20 protein-coding genes are annotated in these 20,028 nt (G+C 40.7%); 8 read left to right on the top strand and 12 right to left on the bottom strand.

Annotation, left to right across the window (positions count from 1 at the left end):
• Position 1: 1 nt before the first annotated feature.
• The 4 genes from pta to yjbM are packed head-to-tail and all read right to left on the bottom strand — an operon-like array spanning position 2 to position 3,425.
• Positions 2 to 988: a phosphate acetyltransferase gene (gene pta / locus ACHUFA_RS07895; RefSeq protein ID WP_222348376.1), complete on the bottom strand. Its 987-nt coding sequence runs from the start codon at positions 986 to 988 to the stop codon at positions 2 to 4.
• A 52-nt stretch (positions 989 to 1,040) separates the two neighbouring features.
• Positions 1,041 to 1,952, bottom strand: coding sequence for an RluA family pseudouridine synthase (locus tag ACHUFA_RS07890; RefSeq protein WP_394405417.1), 912 nt, complete (start codon positions 1,950 to 1,952; stop codon positions 1,041 to 1,043).
• Positions 1,952 to 2,770 carry an NAD kinase gene (locus tag ACHUFA_RS07885; protein WP_394405415.1) on the bottom strand — a complete coding sequence of 273 codons (819 nt, stop codon included), beginning with the start codon at positions 2,768 to 2,770 and terminating at the stop codon, positions 1,952 to 1,954. Before ACHUFA_RS07885 ends, ACHUFA_RS07890 begins: the two co-directional genes overlap by 1 nt.
• A complete protein-coding gene (yjbM, locus tag ACHUFA_RS07880; RefSeq protein ID WP_222348370.1) occupies positions 2,754 to 3,425 on the bottom strand; it encodes a GTP diphosphokinase in 672 nt (223 codons plus the stop codon). Before yjbM ends, ACHUFA_RS07885 begins: the two co-directional genes overlap by 17 nt.
• Positions 3,426 to 3,523: 98 nt before the next feature.
• Between yjbM and ACHUFA_RS07875 the strand changes: the two genes are divergently transcribed.
• The 5 genes from ACHUFA_RS07875 to ACHUFA_RS07855 all read left to right on the top strand — a co-directional run bounded on the left by ACHUFA_RS07875 (position 3,524) and on the right by ACHUFA_RS07855 (position 6,879).
• Entirely contained in the window at positions 3,524 to 4,096 is a 573-nt protein-coding gene (locus ACHUFA_RS07875; RefSeq protein WP_394405412.1) for a CYTH domain-containing protein, read from the top strand.
• Between the two features lie 113 nt (positions 4,097 to 4,209).
• Positions 4,210 to 5,187 carry a ribose-phosphate diphosphokinase gene (locus ACHUFA_RS07870; RefSeq protein WP_222348368.1) on the top strand — a complete coding sequence of 326 codons (978 nt, stop codon included), beginning with the start codon at positions 4,210 to 4,212 and terminating at the stop codon, positions 5,185 to 5,187.
• An 11-nt stretch (positions 5,188 to 5,198) separates the two neighbouring features.
• On the top strand, positions 5,199 to 6,320 hold the full coding sequence (locus tag ACHUFA_RS07865) for a cysteine desulfurase family protein (RefSeq protein WP_394405410.1): 1,122 nt from the start codon (positions 5,199 to 5,201) through the stop codon (positions 6,318 to 6,320).
• Positions 6,320 to 6,670, top strand: coding sequence for a DUF1831 domain-containing protein (locus ACHUFA_RS07860; RefSeq protein ID WP_222348366.1), 351 nt, complete (start codon positions 6,320 to 6,322; stop codon positions 6,668 to 6,670). Before ACHUFA_RS07865 ends, ACHUFA_RS07860 begins: the two co-directional genes overlap by 1 nt.
• Positions 6,667 to 6,879: a DUF4649 family protein gene (locus ACHUFA_RS07855; RefSeq protein WP_222348365.1), complete on the top strand. Its 213-nt coding sequence runs from the start codon at positions 6,667 to 6,669 to the stop codon at positions 6,877 to 6,879. Before ACHUFA_RS07860 ends, ACHUFA_RS07855 begins: the two co-directional genes overlap by 4 nt.
• 54 nt (positions 6,880 to 6,933) lie before the next feature.
• Here ACHUFA_RS07855 and ACHUFA_RS07850 read toward each other — a convergent pair whose 3' ends face one another.
• Positions 6,934 to 7,947 (bottom strand): alpha/beta hydrolase fold domain-containing protein, encoded by a 1,014-nt coding sequence (locus tag ACHUFA_RS07850; protein WP_394405408.1) that lies wholly within the window; start codon positions 7,945 to 7,947, stop codon positions 6,934 to 6,936.
• Between the two features lie 198 nt (positions 7,948 to 8,145).
• Here ACHUFA_RS07850 and ACHUFA_RS07845 point away from each other — a divergent pair, with 198 nt between their 5' ends.
• Together ACHUFA_RS07845 and ACHUFA_RS07840 are read left to right on the top strand one after the other, a co-directional pair.
• Complete coding sequence (locus tag ACHUFA_RS07845) at positions 8,146 to 8,784, top strand: redox-sensing transcriptional repressor Rex (protein ID WP_394405406.1); 639 nt, start codon at positions 8,146 to 8,148, stop codon at positions 8,782 to 8,784.
• A gap of 4 nt (positions 8,785 to 8,788) precedes the next feature.
• The gene (locus ACHUFA_RS07840; protein ID WP_222348360.1) at positions 8,789 to 9,484 is read left to right on the top strand and encodes a gamma-glutamyl-gamma-aminobutyrate hydrolase family protein; all 696 of its coding nucleotides are present in this window, start codon (positions 8,789 to 8,791) and stop codon (positions 9,482 to 9,484) included.
• On the opposite strand, the gene radC is transcribed toward ACHUFA_RS07840, so the two are convergent.
• The 3 genes from radC to gyrA are packed head-to-tail and all read right to left on the bottom strand — an operon-like array spanning position 9,481 to position 13,413.
• Positions 9,481 to 10,161 (bottom strand): RadC family protein, encoded by a 681-nt coding sequence (gene radC / locus ACHUFA_RS07835; protein ID WP_394405404.1) that lies wholly within the window; start codon positions 10,159 to 10,161, stop codon positions 9,481 to 9,483. The two genes, ACHUFA_RS07840 and radC, sit on opposite strands and share 4 nt — an antisense overlap.
• Before the next feature lie 56 nt (positions 10,162 to 10,217).
• A complete protein-coding gene (locus ACHUFA_RS07830) occupies positions 10,218 to 10,961 on the bottom strand; it encodes a class A sortase (RefSeq protein ID WP_222348356.1) in 744 nt (247 codons plus the stop codon).
• The gene (gene gyrA / locus ACHUFA_RS07825) at positions 10,954 to 13,413 is read right to left on the bottom strand and encodes a DNA gyrase subunit A (RefSeq protein ID WP_394405402.1); all 2,460 of its coding nucleotides are present in this window, start codon (positions 13,411 to 13,413) and stop codon (positions 10,954 to 10,956) included. Before gyrA ends, ACHUFA_RS07830 begins: the two co-directional genes overlap by 8 nt.
• A gap of 194 nt (positions 13,414 to 13,607) precedes the next feature.
• Here gyrA and ACHUFA_RS07820 point away from each other — a divergent pair, with 194 nt between their 5' ends.
• Positions 13,608 to 14,591 carry an L-lactate dehydrogenase gene (locus ACHUFA_RS07820; RefSeq protein WP_222348353.1) on the top strand — a complete coding sequence of 328 codons (984 nt, stop codon included), beginning with the start codon at positions 13,608 to 13,610 and terminating at the stop codon, positions 14,589 to 14,591.
• A 662-nt stretch (positions 14,592 to 15,253) separates the two neighbouring features.
• Here the strand turns inward: ACHUFA_RS07820 and ACHUFA_RS07815 are convergent.
• The 4 genes from ACHUFA_RS07815 to ACHUFA_RS07800 all read right to left on the bottom strand — a co-directional run bounded on the left by ACHUFA_RS07815 (position 15,254) and on the right by ACHUFA_RS07800 (position 20,019).
• A complete protein-coding gene (locus tag ACHUFA_RS07815) occupies positions 15,254 to 16,210 on the bottom strand; it encodes an ABC transporter permease (RefSeq protein WP_222383479.1) in 957 nt (318 codons plus the stop codon).
• Entirely contained in the window at positions 16,210 to 17,271 is a 1,062-nt protein-coding gene (locus ACHUFA_RS07810) for an ABC transporter permease (protein ID WP_222348351.1), read from the bottom strand. Before ACHUFA_RS07810 ends, ACHUFA_RS07815 begins: the two co-directional genes overlap by 1 nt.
• Positions 17,264 to 18,799, bottom strand: a complete 1,536-nt coding sequence (locus ACHUFA_RS07805; RefSeq protein ID WP_222348349.1) for an ABC transporter ATP-binding protein — start codon at positions 18,797 to 18,799, stop codon at positions 17,264 to 17,266. Before ACHUFA_RS07805 ends, ACHUFA_RS07810 begins: the two co-directional genes overlap by 8 nt.
• Positions 18,800 to 18,954: 155 nt before the next feature.
• On the bottom strand, positions 18,955 to 20,019 hold the full coding sequence (locus ACHUFA_RS07800) for a BMP family lipoprotein (protein ID WP_222348348.1): 1,065 nt from the start codon (positions 20,017 to 20,019) through the stop codon (positions 18,955 to 18,957).
• Positions 20,020 to 20,028: the final 9 nt, after the last annotated feature.

Raw genomic sequence — 20,028 nt, 5'->3', positions numbered from 1 at the left:
TTTACAACGCATCTACTGCTTGTGCTGCAGTGATAATTCCCAATTTATAAACATCTTCTGAGCTACAACCACGTGACAAGTCGTTGACTGGTTTGTTTAGACCTTGAAGGACTGGACCAACCGCGTCAAAACCACCTAAACGCTCCGCAATCTTATAAGCAATGTTACCTGCTTCAATAGCTGGGAAGATGAAGACATTAGCTTGACCAGCAACAGGGCTATTTGGAGCTTTCAAACGAGCTGTATTTGGCTCAAGAGCAGCATCCATTTGCAATTCACCGTCAATCAAAAGATCTGGACGAAGTTCATTTGCAATACGAGTTGCTTCTACGACCTTATCAACGTGTGGTCCTGAACCAGAACCTTTTGTTGAGTAAGAAATCATAGCTACTTTAGGATCGATACCGAAGGTTTCAGCTGTTGCTGCTGAGTTAATCGCGATTTCAGCCAATGTTTCAGCATCAGGATCAATGTTGATAGCACAGTCACCAAAGACGTATTTGTGCTCATCTTTGACCATAAGGAAGACACCTGAAGTACGTTTAACGCCTGGTTTAGTTTTGATAATTTGAAGAGCAGGACGAACAGTGTCTGCTGTTGAATGAGCAGCACCTGAAACCATACCTTCAGCTAAGCCCATTTGTACCAACATAACACCAAAGTAGTTGACATCACGCAAGATAGTGTCTGCTTGTTCTTCATCCACTTTTCCTTTACGAAGGCTAACGAATTCTTGTTTCATATTTTCAAAGTTAGCGTAATCGTTAGGATTGATGACAGTGATACCTGGGTTTGAGAAACCAAATTCTGTCAAAAGAGCATGTACTTCTTCAGGAACACCCAAGATGATTGGCTCAGCCAAACCTTCGAATTTCAAACGAGCTGCTGCACGAACAACACGCTCATCAGTTCCCTCAGGAAAAACAATACGAAGTTTTTTACCAACGATTTTGTGTTTCAATTCACCAAATAAGCTACGAATTTCCATTTTTATACCTCAAATTATTATTTATTTCTTGACTATGATAACGCTTTGAAACTTATTTGTCAAATGACTTTTCTTCTTTCTGAAAAGAATCCACAACTGCTTGGAAATCTGCTGGTAATGGGCTTTCCAGTGCCATCATTTTTTCAGAAAACGGATTGAAAAATTCAAGTCGATGGCAATGCAAAGCTTGGCGCTCAATCCCATAATCGAGGCTTCCGCCATACAGATCGTCTCCTAGAAGCGGGAAACCAATATGAGAGAAATGAACACGAATCTGATGGGTGCGGCCTGTATGCAGTTGAATATCTACTAAATGTACATCTCCCCATGATTGAACAACTTTATATGATGTGTGGGCATATTTGCCCGACTTGGTCACACAGCGGGTAATAATACTGTCGTCAGGACGTCCAATCGGAGCAATGATATCCCCTGTTTCCTCTAAATGTCCCGCTCCACGCACTAAAGCATAGTAGCGTTTATGAATTTGTTTTGCTTGTAGTTGCTTATCGAGGCGAGCATGGGCATAACCGTGCTTAGCAAAAAGCATGAGGCCTGATGTGTCCTTGTCTAAACGTGTGACGATGTGGACCTGTTTATTCTCATACCCTTGCTTCAGGTAGTATGATTTCACAAAATTAGCAATGGTGTTGGAGTGAAGGATGCTGGGAATTGAAGCTACTCCATAAGGTTTTTCAATGACCATAAAATGTGGGTCTTCGTAGACAATGTCCAAAGGAACATCAACAGGTGCTAAACTCCCCGTCACATCTTCTTCGCTGGGAATATCGATGGTCACACGGTCTCCAATTTCTACAAGGAAAATGGCATTCTGCCGAACGCCATTCACCTGAATATCCCCACCAGCAAACTTGATTTTTGCTAGAAGAGACTTCGAAATATCATGCTTTTTCAAGAAATTTTTGACCTTCATCCGCTGATCAACAATAAATTCAAACCGCATTATTCCACCTCTCCGATAAAAGCATCTTTGACGCGATTCCAGAAACTGGTGTGGCGAGGAGTAGCTACGAAATTGATTTTATGGTTGTCAATTTGATAATCAATTTGTTCAATATTGTCGTAGACAAAGGTACGGTTATCAATAGCGATTGAATAACGGTCATCGTGTTGCGGGTCGATGACAATCTTGTCCTTTTTCGGAACTACGATTGAGGAACCCAAGGTACGATACACTCGGTTATTCAGACTGGCTACTTCTGCAATTTGTAAGGCTTCAATGGTCGGATGTAAAACAGCACCTCCTAAAGATTTATTGTAAGCAGTGGAGCCTGTTGGTGTTGACACAGCAATGCCATCTCCACGGAAACGTTCAAAAGGGACACCGTTGATATGGATATCTGCCACCATGGTTTTAGACAAACGCTTAATCGTTGCTTCATTGAGGGCGCGTGCGGTCACAATTCGTCCATCTAGCATACGAATTTTCACATTGAGAATGGGGTAAGATACCTTAGCTCCCGTATCCAATTTCAAATTTTCGACCAACTCATCTATTTCAAAATCACGGTAATCAGTATAAAATCCTAGGTGTCCTGTATGTACACCGACAAAACGAACTTTATCTAGAATATTTTCATACTTGTGAAAAGCTGACAAGAGCATGCCATCACCACCGATTGAAATCACAATATCAGGATTTTTCGGTGTCATGATAAAATTGGCATCTTTTAATTTATTCCATAATTCCTTGGAAACAGCTTCACTCTTTGGATTTCTGCTACTGAGCAGGGCAATTTTTTTTCTATCTGTATTCTTCATCTGTATCGTCACTATTTCCAACACCGTCATTTAATTTGCGGTGAGCAGGGTCAAAAAGAGCTTGTGCTTCTTGAATATCGTCGCGGATTTTCCGCATTTCTTCGTCTAATTGATAGGCAATTTTAGCAGTTACTTCTAGGCGCTTCTTGATTTCTTCCGGGAAATTTCCCTTGTACTTGTAATTAAGCGAATGTTCAATCGTTGCCCAAAAATTCATGGACAAGGTCCGAATCTGAATCTCTGCCAAGACAACCTTATTCCCGTTGATGGTGTCAACAGGATACTCGACCACTACATGGTAGGAACGATAACCCGAAGCCTTCATATTGGTAATATAATCTCGTTCATGGACAATCTGCATATCCTTGCGCTTGCGAATAATTTCCAAAACTTCTTCCACGTCATCAACGAACTGCACCATGACCCTAACACCGGCAATATCCTGCATGTCTTGAGCTAGATTTTCTTCCTTGATGTGGCGTAAAACCATCTTTTCCTTGATGGATTCGATCGGCTTAACACGACCTGTTACAAACTCAATTGGTGAATGACGATTCGCCTTACGATACTGCTTCCGAATCCCACGTAACTTAATTTTTAGCTCGCCTACTGTTTGAATATAGGGGTCTAAAAATTCTTCCCAGTCCAACTCCATCTATTCTCCCTTCGAATTCTCTTCTTGTAAAAATTTCATTTTTCGTATAGAATAACAAGGACTATTATACCATATGAAAGGCATTTCCTCTACTGAAAATGAACCACCTAGAAATCGAATACAAAACCCTCTTATCACACGAGGAGTACCAAAAACTCTTGCCTGAGTTTGCTGAAATTGAGTCTGTTGAGCAGACAAACTACTACATCGACACACCAGATTTTGATATGAAAGCCAATCGGTGCTCTCTTCGCATCCGTACTTTTTCAGATGCTGCTGAACTAACCTTGAAAATTCCACAAGAAATTGGCAATATGGAACACAACCAAGACCTGAAATTACAGGAAGCACAAAGATTAATTACTGAGTTTCAACTGCCTAAGGGACCGATCAAAGACTTATTAACTGATAAAGCAATTCCTATTGAAAACTTGGCAGTCTGGGGATTTTTGACGACAAAGCGCCTGGAAAAAATGTCTGACTTCGGTCTCATGGCCTTAGATGAAAATACTTATCTTGGACAAACCGACTATGAGTTGGAAGTGGAAGTTTCAGATGCAGAAGCTGGTAAAATTGCCTTTGACAAATTCCTTGAACATCACCACATTCAATTCAAATATGCCAGCAGCAAGGTTGCCCGCACCGCTGCTCAAAAAAAATCAGCTAAGTAGGCTGGTTTTTTATTTTTAAACATGAAATAAATAGAAAAATTTGGTAAAATAAAAATATTGGAAAACTGTATGGCCAATCAGGTCATCTTAGATAATGAAGGAGTTATTTTGTCATGGTACAACCTTACGGCGATAAACAAATCAAATTGTTCGCTCTAAATGGAAATAAAGAAATTGCTGAAAAAATTTCAGAAGTTTCTGGTATCCCTCTCGGAAAAATGTCTTCTCGTCAATTTTCAGACGGTGAAATTCAGATCAATATCGAAGAAAGTGTCCGCGGTGTTGATGTTTACATTATCCAGTCAACCAGCTATCCAGTTAACAACCACCTCTGGGAATTGTTGATTATGGTGGATGCTTGTGTTCGTGCCAGTGCAAACTCAGTTACAGTTGTCATGCCTTATTTTGGTTATGCACGTCAAGATCGCACCGCTGCTCCTCGCGAACCAATCACTGCTAAACTCGTTGCCAATATGTTGGTTAAAGCAGGTGTTAATCGTGTGGTAACCCTTGACCTTCATGCGGTTCAAGTACAAGGCTTCTTTGATATTCCAGTTGATAATCTCTATACTGTGCCACTTTTTGCAGAGCACTATACCCGTAAAGGATTGACAGGTTCTGACGTTGTCATCGTTAGCCCTAAAAATTCTGGTATTAAACGTGCACGTAGCTTGGCAGAATACCTTGATGCACCAATTGCTATCATTGACTACCCACAAGATGATGCAGATCGTGCAGAAGGCTATATTATCGGTGAAGTAGCTGGTAAAAAAGCAATTTTGATTGATGATATGTTGAACACAGGGAAAACCTTCTCAGAAGCTGCAAAGATCGTCGAACGTGACGGCGCAACTGAAATCTACGCTGTAGCAAGTCATGGACTTTTCGCAGGAAATGCGGTTGAATTATTGGACGCTGCTCCTATCAAAGAGATTTTAGTAACGGACTCTGTAGCAAAACAAGAGGTAATGCCAAAAAATATTGCTTTCTTAACAGCTAGTGAACTGATTGCTGACGCTCTCCTTCGTATCCATGAACGCCGTCCAGTCAGCCCTCTCTTTAGTTTCCAAAAGGAAAAGAAAAAACAATAGGAGCTCAATCATTGATCTACTTAGACAATGCTGCAACCACTCCACTTTCAAAAGCAGCGCTGGATAGTTTGCTCCAAACTTCACAGGAAGTTTTCGGTAATCCTTCTAGCATCCATAACTTCGGCCGAGCTGCTAATAAAATTCTCCGCGAAGCCCGCGAGTCTATCGCTAGTGCTCTAAAGACCAATCCAAATAACATCATCTTCACATCGGGAGGCTCTGAAGCCGATACACTGGCTATTCAAGGCTACGCTCTTGCCAATCAGCATAAGGGCAAACACTTGATTACTACAGCTATCGAGCACCATGCTGTCCTACATACCATGGAATATCTTGAAAAGCGCTTTGGCTTTGAAGTGACCTATATCCAGCCAGTTGACCAAGAAATCACTGCTCAACAGATCGCTGAAGCATTGCGACCAGATACAATATTGGTTAGCACCATGTTTGCTAATAACGAAACAGGCATGATTCTACCCATTCAAGAAATTGGAAAAGTCTTAGCAGACCACCAAGCCATCTATCATGTAGATGCTGTTCAAGTTATTGGAAAACTTCCTGTTTCCCCTGAAGAGTTGGGTATTGACATGCTCTCTGCATCGGCTCATAAATTCCATGGTCCAAAGGGACAGGGTTTCCTCTACAGTCGAGTTCCAAATTTTGATTCGCTGATTCATGGTGGTAAGCAGGAACATCAACACCGTGCTGGTACTGAAAACCTAGCTGGTATCACTGCCATGGCTACTGCTTTGATAGAACAATTAGCTCATCAGAAAAAAGATTATCAAACCGTTTTAGAGTTGAGAAACTATTTCATCACTGGATTGCAAGACTTGGATTTCTACCTTAATGAATCCCTGCTAACACTTCCGCATGTGCTGAATGTTGGATTTACTGGTCAACTGAATGAGCAACTCCTGATGAGGCTAGATTTGGCTGGTATTGCCGTTTCAAGCGGTTCTGCTTGTACAGCGGGTGCGGTGGAAAAAAGTCATGTTTTAACGGCTCTTTACGGAGACAACTCACATCGCCTCAGAGAATCACTACGCTTTAGCTTCTCTGAACAAAATACAATACAAGAACTGGATTATGTCATTCAGACCTTAAAAGAAATGATTGGAGACCAAAAATAATGGCATTTGAAAAAATGGTCACTCTCAAGGATTGTGACTACACTTATGAAATTAGTCCATCTATCAAAAAATACACTTTGCGTGATAACACTTTTGAACAAACTCAAGTTGGACATTTTCAATTGACTCGTATGTTGGAAGAAGTTCCAAATTCTAATCAAGGATTCCTTTTGAAAATCATTTTAAACAAAGATTTATCTGGTTTCAAAATCAATATTACTGACAAATCTGGTTTGAAACTGGTCAATATTTTTAAAGAAGGTGCCAACAAAGTCATCCAAGAGAAATTTTACTTCCTTATGGATAGCTTAGTTGACCGTGATATTTTCACAAAGAAAGCCGCTAAATGATTGAATTAGAGTATTTGGATTTCTATCAACAAACCCGAAAACAGACATTTGATACTTTCGACGAGCTACTATTAGCATTTTCCGGCTGCTCTACTCTACCTGATCACCTCAAGGTTGTTAGTCTGACTCAGAATGGCCAAAATCTTGGTTACACTGGGTTAATCGGCGACTTGTACCATTTCTTGAAAGAAATTGATCCTAAAAAGTAAAATACAACTTAAAGAACTTGAGACTTTTGGTCCCAAGTTCTATTATTTTGATCCTTATTTGCTTTCCTGTCGAATAATGTCAATTATTTTATACTGCGCTTCTTTGGCCTCTTCAATCGGATAGATTGGATAGACATGGTTCATATCCTTTGCTTCGATTAACTGATCACCTGGTCTTCTCTCTTTCCAATTTTCATGAAAGAGAGCAATATCGGGATAGAAAATATCATGCGTACCTGTGAACATCGTAATTTTTGCAAGACCTGCCATATCTCCATACATCGGACTGACATAGGGGTGTTGAGTGTTGTTTGCACCACCGGCCCAAAGAGTCCCCACACGCTTCAAGCCCCAAGCAGATAGAATTGGATCATCCTTTTCAAAAGCAGTAATGGCTGGATTGCTCATGGTCACATCTAGCCAAGGGGACAGAAGAATGATGTCTTTAGGCTGCTCTAAAAATCCACGGTCTTTCTCTTCACGAATAGCTTGGGCTAATCCAAGAGCAAGACCTCCCCCAGCAGAATCTCCCATGATGGTCACATTCTTAGCAGCGGTTTCTTGAAGAATATCGCGATATAAGTCAACTAAATGTGGCATAACATCACTGTATTTGTAAGTTGGGGCCTTTGGATAAATCGGCAGTACAATTTTAGCATCTAAACTTCTGGACAGTATATTGAGCATTTCGATATGGTAGCTTGTTGGATTATTCAAATATGAGCCACCATGTAAATACAAAATAACTTTTTGACTAGCTGGATTTGGTGCCTCATTCCAGCTGTGGATCTGCATTTGATAGGTTGTAGCATCTGTCTTTAAATCGCCATTTACCTCTGATGGCTGTAAGTCAAAACCTTTATTGGCCACTTCACCAGCACTTTTGACGTAATGATCAAACTCCGCTTCATTTTGTGGGCTATAATATTTTTTATCTCCCTTTATCCAAAAATACTTTTCAATGAGCCAGCTATACCAAGAGCGTTCTTCAGCCTTTGCTGTTGCTGTAATTCCTAATGACAGTGCCAAGGTCACGATTACACCTGTATAGAGTAACTGTTTTTTCATATTCTTCTCCTTTTTCCTTTTACAATATTTTCTCACAATATTATTAATATCATCTTATGCTGAACTAAAGATTTTCCAAAGAAGTAGAATTTATAAACAGATCTTTGCCTATTTTACTTCCTTTCTGCGCTCTAATTGTTGCTTTTTTCACAAACTTGTTCTAAAATAAAGTATAAAGAACTGAATGGAGAAAAGATTATGAAAAACGGAAAAGAAACAGCTATTCCTCGTGCAACTGCTAAAAGACTTTCATTGTATTATCGGATTTTCAAACGTTTCCACCGCGAAAATATCGAAAAAGCAAGCTCAAAAGAAATTGCCGAAGCTATTGGTATTGACTCAGCAACTGTTCGTCGTGATTTCTCCTATTTTGGTGAGTTAGGGCGTCGTGGTTTTGGATATGATGTCAAAAAATTAATGGACTTCTTCGCAGATATCTTGAACGACAACTCTATTACAAATGTAATGCTGGTCGGTGTCGGAAATATGGGTCGTGCCCTTCTCCACTACCGCTTTCACGAGCGCAACAAAATGAAAATTGTCATGGCTTTTGAAGCTGATGGCCATCCTGCGATTGGAAGCATTGATGAAAATGTGCCGATTTACGCTATTTCTGAACTCAAAGAACGCATTGCACAAGCTAATGCTCAAACTGCTATCCTGACCGTACCAAGTTCAAAAGCTCAAGAAGTTGCGGACATCTTGGTCGAAGCTGGAGTTAAAGGAATTCTCAGCTTCTCACCAGTCAATCTAACTGTTCCAAAAGATGTCGTTGTACAGTATGTGGACTTGACAAGTGAGTTGCAAACTCTTCTCTACTTCATGCGTAAAAACTAAGCTTATGAAGCAAGTTATCATTGGAATTACGGGCAATCAGTTCATTGACAAAGAAGACAAAGTCTCTCCTCGAATGTCCTACTGTGCAACTGGATTTGCTGAAGCGGTGCGAGAAGCAGGTGGCCTTCCTATTGTCATGCCGCTAGCTGAGCCTAAATATGCTGCCCAGTATGTGGCCATGATTGATAAATTGATTTTAACAGGGGGACAAAATGTTCTCCCCCACTTTTATAATGAAGAGCAGACCATTATCAGCGACGATTACCTGCTAGAACGCGATCTCTTTGAATTAGAATTGATTAAAGAAGCACGTTTGCAAAACAAGCCTATTTTAGCTATCTGCCGTGGGCTTCAGCTATTTAATGTTGCCATGGGTGGTAGTCTTCATCAAGATATTCCCAGCCATTGGCAGGAAATGGAAGCAGATTTACCGCAGCATCAAATTGATATTCTAGAAAATACAGTATTATCAGCTATTTTAGGAAAATCAGCAAGTGTCAACTCCTTCCACCATCAAGCCATAAAAGACCTCGCTACCAACTTAACAGTTATTGCGACGTCTAGTCAAGACGGAATAATTGAAGCTATAACAACGAATGACGGTAGGCCGTTTTTAGGTGTTCAATGGCATCCTGAACTCATGCGGGGAGTAAATTCTCAGCAGCAGGCTATTTTTGACTACTTTGTTCAAAAACTTTAAGCTAATTCGCTTTCTTCTCGGAAGCTATAATAGTCATCCTGGCCCACAATCAAGTGGTCTAAAAGTACGAGTCCTAGTGTTTCACAGGACTTTTTTAATTTGTCTGTAAAAAGCAAATCATTTTTACTTGGCTGTACAGACCCTGATGGGTGATTATGGATGATAATAATAGAGGTTGCCATGCATTTGACGGCATAGTGCAGGATTTCTCTTGGTTCCGCAATACTTCGGTTTACGCTTCCAATAAAAATGGTGCGCTGGGAAATAATTTGATTTTGGGTATTGAGGTACAGAGCAACCAAGTGTTCCTGTTTTTTCATCCCAATTTCTTGAATCATCTTCAGAGCCAGTTTCTCACTTCCCAATATCTGCTCCCGTTTCTGTAATTCAGACTGATTGATTCGCTTCCCAAGTTCGATCATGGCTTTGATTTCTATAGCTTTCACACGACCGATCCCCGTTAATTCTTGGAGTTCTTCCAAAGAAAGGTCAGCTAACGAAGACAAGGTTTCTAATTTGGAGAGCAAATGATTGGAAACGACAGAGACTGGTTCTTTTCGGGTACCTGTACGGATAAAGATGGACAATAATTCCTGATTGCTCAGCTTCTCTGCGCCCACTTCTACTAAGCGCTCTCTAGGTTGCAGGGACTGTTCTTGAAATGATACTTGATACATAAGTTCCTCCTTACCTAATCTATTCGTAAAAAAACTGAAGTCCGAAGACCTCAGTTTTACAATTGAATTTGATTATAGGATTGTTCAAAATATTTCAGAACACTTGATGTGACATCTTTATAAGAGAGCGTCTCTGTCAAATCACCTTGAACAATGATTCGCATAGTGGCATCCAAATCCTCACATGTTACAAGTGTGATATTTTTTTGATCAAGAACATCTTCAACAACATCAACACGATCTGGTGCGACCGTCTCAACTGTCGTAATAGTGTAGACATAGATATTTTCTTTGTCTGTTACATAAATCTTCATACCACTTTTGGCATTATCAAGAGGAGAAAAGAGTGTATTACTTGCACCTGTCATCCCAAAAATGTGGTGACTAGCTAAAGCATAATTACCTTCTCCCATTTTTTGCTCCTCTTTCATAGTACCCGCTCCATACATCAGAGCTGTATTAGAAAGCCCCTTGAAAATCGGAAGATTGATTTTCAAATCAGGAATTGCAATACCGCCAATAACTGGTAATTGCTGCGCTTCCCATTGAGCTTTGATAACATTTTCCGTTGAAATGGATTCAACTTGCTCAAAATCAAAGGTAGTCTTAGCTGCTTTATTCTTTTCGATATCTTCTTTTGAAACCTTGGAAATTTGATAGCGGTTAGTATTGCTTGCAATGAACATATTCCGAATCGAAGTATTAAAAATCAAAGCTAGCGAAATCAAGAACAAGATTGTAAAAAGAAGAATCCGCCAAATCTTAAATGGTTTTTTACTTATTTTCTTACGTCTAGACATTTTCTCCCACAACTACTTCTTCTTTATCTTCAGCGGCATCTACAAGGGCAAAGGTAACAATTTTAGCCTCTTCATCCAAACGCATAACCTTCACTCCCATGGTTGAGCGACCAGTTTGAGAAATATTGGCAACTCCAGTTCGGATAATCACACCCGTATCTGTAATAACCATGATATCTTCATTGCCAGAAACAGTTGTCAATCCTGCCAATGAGCCATTCTTCTCAGCAACATTGAGGGTCTTAATCCCTTTACCACCACGACCTTTAGTTGGATACTCAGTGGCAGGAGTTCGCTTACCATAGCCTTTCTCGGTAATAACTAGGACTTCCTGCTCATCAGTAATGGTTGTAGCACCTACCAATACATCGCCTTCACGGAGATTGACACCACGGACACCTGTTGCAGAACGACCCATATTTCGAACGACAGATTCCTTAAAGCGAACAGAATAACCTGATTTTGTCCCCATAATGACATCAGCTTGGCCATCTGTCAAGAATACGTTGATTAGTTCATCATCATCTTTAAGGTTTAAAGCTTTAAGACCATTTTGGCGGATGTTCCCAAATTCGGAAACGCTAGTACGTTTCACCAAGCCTTGACGGGTTGCAAAGAAGAGGTAATGATCATTTTCCTGATCTTTAGTGACATTGATAATTGTCTGAATGGTTTCATTGTCCTCTAATTTCAGCAAGTTAACGACTGGCAATCCTTTGGCGGTACGGCCATATTCAGGAATTTCATAGCCTTTCAGACGATAAACGCGTCCTTTATTGGTAAAGAAGAGCAGACGGTCGTGGGTGCTGGTTGAAACCAATTCACGGACAAAATCATCATCCTTGACACCCGTACCTTGAACACCACGGCCTCCACGTTTTTGAGCATGAAACTCATCCTGAGCCAAACGTTTGATATAGCCTTTATTAGACAAAGTAATCAGTACATCTGTTTCTTCAATCAAGTCTTCATCTTCAAGAGAAAGCACTTCACCGACCATCAGCTCTGTACGACGTGGATCAGCATATTTACGTTTTACCTCATTAAGCTCGTCTTTGACAATCTGTACAACACGCTCTGGTTTTGCCAAAATATCTGCCAAGTCAGCAATCAAAGCCAACAAGTCATCGTATTCAGACTGAATCTTATCGCGTTCCAAACCTGTCAATCGACGCAAACGCATATCTAATATAGCCTGACTCTGACGTTCTGTCAATTCAAATCGCTTCATCAATTCAGCTTGAGCAATGGCATCTGTCTCTGAATCACGAATAACACGAATGACTTCTTCAATGTGGTCCAAGGCAATCAGCAAACCAGCCAAGATATGAGCACGACTTTCAGCCTTATCCTTATCGAATTGCGTACGACGGGTCACCACTTCTTTTTGGTGCTCAATGTAGGCTTCCAAAATTTGGCGAACTGACAAGATTTTTGGCACACCACCTTGAATCGCCAGCATATTGAAACTGAAGTTGGTTTGTAATTGAGTTAACTTGAAAAGATTGTTCAAAATAACATTGGCAGACGCATCACGGCGAACTTCAATGACAAATCGAACACCTTCACGGTTGGATTCATCACGGACAGCCGTCACACCTTCAATGCGTTTTTCCTGCGCCAAGCGAACAATATGCTCCAAGACCTTGCTCTTGTTGACCATGTAAGGAAACTCTGTTACAACAATTCGCTCACGGCCATTTCCAAACTCTTCAATCTCAGTCTTCGCACGTAGAACAATGGAACCTTTACCAGTCTCGTAAGCACGGTGGATACCTGATTTCCCCATAACAAGGGCACCAGTTGGAAAGTCTGGTCCAGGCAAGACTTCCATAATATCACGCGTTGTCGCTTCTGGATTATCAATCAAAAGATTAACAGCGTCAATGGTTTCCCCTAAATTGTGCGGTGGAATATTGGTCGCCATACCAACGGCAATCCCTGTTGTACCATTGACCAAAAGGTTTGGAAAACGAGCTGGAAGAACTTCTGGTTCACGCTCACTAGAATCATAGTTGTCCGCAAAATTAACCGTATTTTTATTAATATCACGCAACATTTCCAGCGCAATCTTACTCATACGAGCTTCTGTATAACGCTGTGCAGCGGCACCATCACCGTCCATGGAACCAAAGTTTCCGTGGCCATCTACCAACATGTGACGATAGCTCCACCATTGCGCCATACGGACCATAGCTTCATAAATGGCACTATCTCCGTGCGGGTGGTATTTACCCATAACGTCACCAGTAATACGGGCTGATTTCTTATGTGGTTTATCAGGTGTGATGCCTAGTTCGTTCATTCCATATAAAATACGACGATGAACAGGTTTTAAGCCATCGCGTACATCTGGAAGAGCCCGCGCCACGATAACACTCATGGCGTAGTCAATGAAACTAGTCTTCATTTCACTCGTCAGATTGACATCCACTAAATTTCTATCTTGCATTGAAAAAATGCCTCATTTCTACTTGAAACTATCTATATAATTATACCATAATTCTCTCCCTTTTTCTGTCTCCAGCCCTTGCAATGTAAACATTTTCACACGACCTTTCATTACTGACAAACTGTCCGAAAAGTGCTAGAATAATAGATGGTTGGGACAATGTCCCAAATAATTCAAAGGAGAATTGTAGAAACATGACTGCAACCAAACAACATAAAAAAGTGATCCTTGTCGGCGACGGTGCCGTAGGTTCAGCTTACGCTTACGCCCTCGTTAACCAAGGTATTGGTCAAGAATTGGGTATCGTTGATATCAATAAAGACCGTACACAAGGTGACGCAGAAGATTTGAGCCACGCTCTTGCTTTCACATCCCCTAAAAAAATCTATTCAGCTGATTATTCAGATGCACACGATGCAGACCTCGTTGTTTTGACAGCTGGTTTGCCACAAAAACCGGGTGAAACTCGTCTTCAATTGATTGAGAAAAACCTTCGTATCAACCAACAAATCGTTAGTGAAATTGTTGCTTCAGGCTTCAACGGTATCTTCCTTGTTGCTGCTAACCCAGTTGATATCTTGACTTACTCAACTTGGAAATTCTCAGGTTTCCCTAAAGAACGCGTTATCGGTTCAGGTACTTCACTTGACTCAGCTCGTTTCCGTCAAGCTCTTGCTGAAAAAATCGGTATCGATGCTCGTTCAGTTCACGCTTACATCATGGGTGAGCACGGTGACTCAGAATTTGCTGTTTGGTCACATGCTAACGTTGCCGGTGTTAAATTGGAGCAATGGTTGCAAGACAACCGTGACATCGATGAGCAAGGCCTTGTAGACTTGTTTATCTCAGTTCGTGACGCTGCTTACTCAATTATCAACAAAAAAGGTGCAACTTACTACGGTATCGGTGCTGCGCTTGCTCGTATCACTAAAGCAATCTTTGATGATGAAAATGCAGTACTTCCACTTTCAGTATTCCAAGCAGGTCAATACGAAGGTGTTGAAAATGTCTTTATCGGTCAGCCAGCTATCGTTGGTGCACACGGTATCGTACGTCCTGTAAACATCCCATTGAACGATGCTGAATTGCAAAAAATGCAAGCTTCTGCTGCACAATTGAAAGAAATCATGGATGATGCTTTTGCAAATCCAGAAATTGCTGCTTCAGTAAAAAACTAAGTTAAAAAGAGCCAGATGGCTCTTTTTTTCTGCAATGATTACTAATATTTTATAAGATGATTTGAAAATGGATCAAAATAGTAAAACATGCCCCATCAATAATCACAATTTAGGTACTTATCAGAAGTTAAAATGGTCTAAAATACATCCTAAACATCATAAAGAGTACAAAACAGGCAAATATTACAAATACTGCAATCCCAATTCTGTTCTGTAATTTTCTCTTCTTCTGGAAATCTGCTAACTCATTCTCTAATTCTTTTAACATATCTTCCAATGTAGCTCTATTTTAAGGATTTTTTTCAGAAACAAGTTGCAGTTTCACTTGAAATATCTTGTCTTTCACTCCTTCCTCAATCAACTACTCATTTACTATTGTTTTTGCATTTGAATGATGGGACTGAAAGTCTTGATGATTGAAATTCATATTATCCATAATAAAATCTCCTTCATAAAACAGAAAACGCTATTATTTTATATGATGAATGGGAGTGGAAAGAACTCATAGCAATCAACAAAGAGTTCGTTTTCCCACCCCCGCACAGTTGATTAGGCTATCTTTGAAGCTTGAAAAGCGAACAAAGATGCCAATCAACCACTGCGTCTTGCAATTCTAGCTCGAATAAAATTAGGAGTTGGACTTTTTGCCCAGCTCCTATTGTTTATTTAGACTTGATATAGTTAACACCATCAGCTTTTGGAGCAACTGATGAGCCAAAGAAGGCTGCTAGTGCAACAATTGTAATGAGGTATGGTGCAATTTGCAAGTAAACTGTTGGAATGGCTGACAATCCAGGAAGCTGACCACCGATAACGGCCAAACTTTGTGAAAGTCCAAAGAAGAGTGAAGCAAGCATCGCTCCGATTGGATTCCATTTACCAAAGATAACAGCAGCCAAAGCGATAAAACCAGAACCAACAATCGTGGTTGCTGAGAAGTTAATATTCACTGACTGAGCACTTACAGCACCACCAATACCGCCAAGGAATCCAGCAATCAAAACACCTGCATAGCGCATAGCATACACATTGATACCAAGTGTATCAGCCGCCTGAGGATGCTCACCAACTGAGCGAAGGCGCAAGCCGAATTTTGTCTTATAAAGGACGAACCATGCGACAAATGTTGTTGCAATCGCTACATAACCCATGAGACTTGTATTTTTAAAGAACAAATCACCCAATACAGGAATTTTTTCTAGACCTGGGAATGAAAATTTACCGAAAGATTCACGGATTGAATCTGTTTGACCTTTTCCGTAAATTACTTTTACCAAGAAAACTCCTAAGGCTGGTGCCAAGAGGTTCAAAACTGTACCAGATACAACGTGGTCAGCTCGGAAGTTAATGGTTGCAACAGCGTGAATCGCAGCAAAGACAATCCCCGCTACTCCTCCAACTAAGATTGCTAAAAGAGGCGTCATCTTACCGAAACTCTCTGCAAATTCAATATTGAAAACAACACCTACAAAGGCACCAATTACCATGATACCTTCCAACCCCACATTAACAATACCAGCACGTTCAGAGAAGACGCCACCAAGACTGGTGAAAATCAATGGTGCTGAATAAATCAACATTTGCGAAATCAGCAAAGAAAAAATTGTCATTAAACTCATTATTTTGCTCCTTTCGCTACTTTTTTACGACTCATCATGCGTTCAAAGATAAATTTCACACCGATAAAGAAGATGATAGAGGCAGTCACAACGTTAATTAATTCTGACGGAATACCTGCACGAACCATACCAGGTGCGCCTACAGAGAGCATTCCGAATAGGAAGGCTGCAAATGGAATTCCCAATGGCGCATTCGTAGCAAGGAGGGCTACAGACATACCATTGAAACCAATCGCCAAGTTTCCGCCTTGAATATAGACATTTTGGAAAGTTCCAAGACCTTCAATAGCACCACCGATACCAGCCAGTGCACCGGAAATAACCATTGACAGGATGATTGTGCGTTTAGCAGACATACCTGCATATTCTGAGGCAGATGGATTTAGACCAACTGAACGGATTTCAAATCCTAGAGTAGTTTTCGTCATCATAAACCAAATCAAAACAACTGCAATAATCGCGAAGAAAAAACCGATATTCATACGAGAATTTTCTGTCAAAGCTCGCAACCACTCTGTCTGATAAGAAGCATTTGCCGAAACGTTAACAGAAGAGTCTGTATTTTTCATCAAGCTGTCAGAGAAGACATCACGAATGATGTAGTTACAGCTATATAGCAAAATGTAGTTCATCATAATGGTAACGATAACCTCTGATGTACCAAGAAAGGCACGGAGGATACCAGGAATAGCACCTGCAATTCCTCCAGCAATCATGGCAATCACGACTGTCATCGGCACCATAATCAAACGTGGTAAATCAGGATTTTCCAAAGCAAACCAGGCTGAGAAGACCCAACCTACCAAGGCTTGACCTGGAAGACCTACGTTGAAGAAACCTGCACGACTAGCTACTGCAAAACCAAGTGCTGTAAAGACAAGCGGTGCCATAGCTCGGAAGATTTCCCCGATAGATTTTGTTGTACCAAAAGCAGAATAAAATAGTTCTTCATAGCCCCAAATTGGGTCATATCCAAAAATCAACATAATCAAGGCTCCAAGAAGAAGACCTGAAATTACTGCCAAGATTGGAATCACTAAGGCTTGATTTTTCTTAAGCATCTTGCGCTCCCTTCTCAAGTTTTCCTCCAGCCATCAAGACACCAAGTTCTTGCTTATTAGTAGTAGCTGGATCTACGATACCACTGATATGTCCATCATGGATAACAGCGATACGATCTGATACGTCAAGGATTTCATCCAGTTCAAAGCTAACTACAAGCACAGCTTTCCCCTTATCCCGTTCCGCAATAATCCGTTTGCGGATATACTCAATCGCACCGACGTCCAAACCTCGAGTTGGTTGGCTAATGATTAACAAATCTGGGTCACGGTCAATCTCACGGGCGATAACAGCCTTCTGCTGATTACCACCTGACATAGCACGACCTGTTACCACTTCGCTAGCAGCACGAACATCAAATTCATCCATCAGCTTACGTGCATAGTCGTTGATTTTACCGTAATTGAGAAGACCATTTTTTGAAATTGGTTCTTTATAGTAAGTCTGAAGAGCAAAATTTTCTGCTACAGTCATATCTAAGACCATACCATATTTGTGACGGTCTTCTGGGACGTGACCAACGCTTAATTCAGTGATTTTGCGAGGAGTTTTTCCTACAACGTTTTCCCCTTTAATCCAAATTTCTCCAGATTGAACTTTTCGAAGTCCTGTAATCGCATGAATCAGCTCACTCTGACCATTTCCGTCAATCCCTGCAATACCAACTACTTCTCCTGCACGGACATCTAGAGACAGGTTTTTAACTGCTGGAATCCCACGATTTTCGTGTACAACCAAGTTTTTGATAGAAAGAATAGTTTCTTTTGGATTAGCTTCAATCTTTTCCGTCTTGAAGGAGACTGCACGACCAACCATCCATTCTGCTAAGTCAGCATTACTTGCTCCAGCAACTGGCACTGTCTGGATAGATTTACCACGACGAATGACCGTCACGCTATCTGCAACTGCACGAATTTCATCCAATTTATGGGTAATGAGGACGATAGATTTACCTTCTTGAACCAAGGTTTTCATGATTTTCAAGAGTTCTGTAATTTCAGCTGGAGTCAATACAGCCGTTGGCTCGTCAAAAATCAAAATATCTGCACCACGATAAAGGGTTTTAAGGATTTCTACACGCTGCTGAGCCCCCACTGTAATGTCAGAAACTTTAGCAGTTGGATCTACTTCCAAACCATACTTAGCAGATAATTCATTGATTTCTTGAATGGCTTGTTTGAGATTGAGCACACCATTTTTAGTGGTTTCACTCCCCAAAATAATATTTTCAGCGACTGTAAAAGCATCTACCAACATAAAGTGTTGGTGTACCATTCCAATCCCTAGGTGAGCTGCTTTTGATGGTGAATCGATTTTCACCACTTGTCCATTGATGGCAATTTCACCAGAAGTTGGTTCCAATAAACCAGAAAGCATGTTCATCAGTGTGGACTTTCCAGCACCATTTTCCCCAAGAAGCGCATGAATTTCGCCGCGTTTGACAGTCAAATTAATATGGTCATTTGCAACAAATTCACCAAAAATTTTGGTGATTCCACGCATTTCAATGACAGTTTCATTTGTCATATCTATCTTCCTTTCAGACTAAAATTTTTGTCAGTAAAACCTACCAAATACGCAAGTAACTATGATAGGCTTTACTGAGAAAAATTTTCTCAGTAACATAGCGAAAGGGGGGCGAGACGAGTTAAGTCTCTGCCTCCCTTTTCTACGCTATATTCTTATTTTTTCTTTGGAGTTTCTGGAATTTCAACTTTACCGTTCACGATATCTTCTTTGGCAGCAGCAACTGCTTTCGAAGCTTCTTCTGAAAGGTTAGTTTCAGCCAATTCTACACCTTTATCTTTCAAAGTGTAACGAACTGTTTTACCGCCGTCAAACTCACCTTTTTGAGCTTTCGCAGCAATATCTTTAACTGAAGTTCCTACTTGTTTCAATGTTGAAGCCAATACAAAGTTTGATTTCTTACCATCTTTAGATGTATATTCACCTTCAGCAGCTTGGTCACGGTCAACACCGATTACCCAAACTTTATCAGCTTCATTGCGTGATTCATTTTCAGATTTTGCAGCTGCAAATACACCGTTACCAGTACCACCTGAAGCGTGGAAGATAATATCAGCACCTGCTGCGTATTGAGCAGCAGCGAGTGTCTGGCCTTTCGCAGCGTCTGCAAATGAACCTGCATAGTCAATTGTAATCTTGATATCTTTGTTTACAGATTTTACACCTTCAACAAAACCGGCTTCAAAACGGTCAATGATGACACCTTGCATACCACCGATAAAACCTACATGATTTGTCTTAGTAGATTTTGCAGCTGCAACACCTGCAAGGTAAGAAGCTTCGTGGTCAGCAAAACCAACGCTTACTACGTTTGATTGTTCAACAACTGAGTCAACGATAACGTATTTTGTATCTGGATTATTTGGAGCTACTTCATCAATTGCACTTTCCAAGGCAAAACCGATACCAAAAACAAGGTTGTAACCACCTGATACAGCAGAATCAAGGTTCGTGATGTATTCTGATTCACTATTTGATTGGAAGTAAGTATAACCTTTACCTTTTTCAAGGTTGTTATCTTTACCCCAAGCTTGCAAACCTTCCCAAGCAGATTGGTTAAATGAACGGTCATCTACACCACCGACGTCAGTGATAACAGCGGCTTTAATAGATGAAGAATCTGATGATGATTCAGATTTCTTAGCAGTACGACTGCTACATGCTGCCAAACCAAGGACAGCTACAGTAGCAAGGCCTAAACCAACAACTTTCTTGTTCATGTGAATGAA

Origin of the sequence: Streptococcus hepaticus, from assembly GCF_043656315.1 — a bacterium.
GTDB classification, from domain to species: domain Bacteria; phylum Bacillota; class Bacilli; order Lactobacillales; family Streptococcaceae; genus Streptococcus; species Streptococcus hepaticus.
The sequence above is the reverse complement of the archived record's forward strand: the minus strand, read 5'-3'. Positions and strand labels throughout refer to the sequence as shown.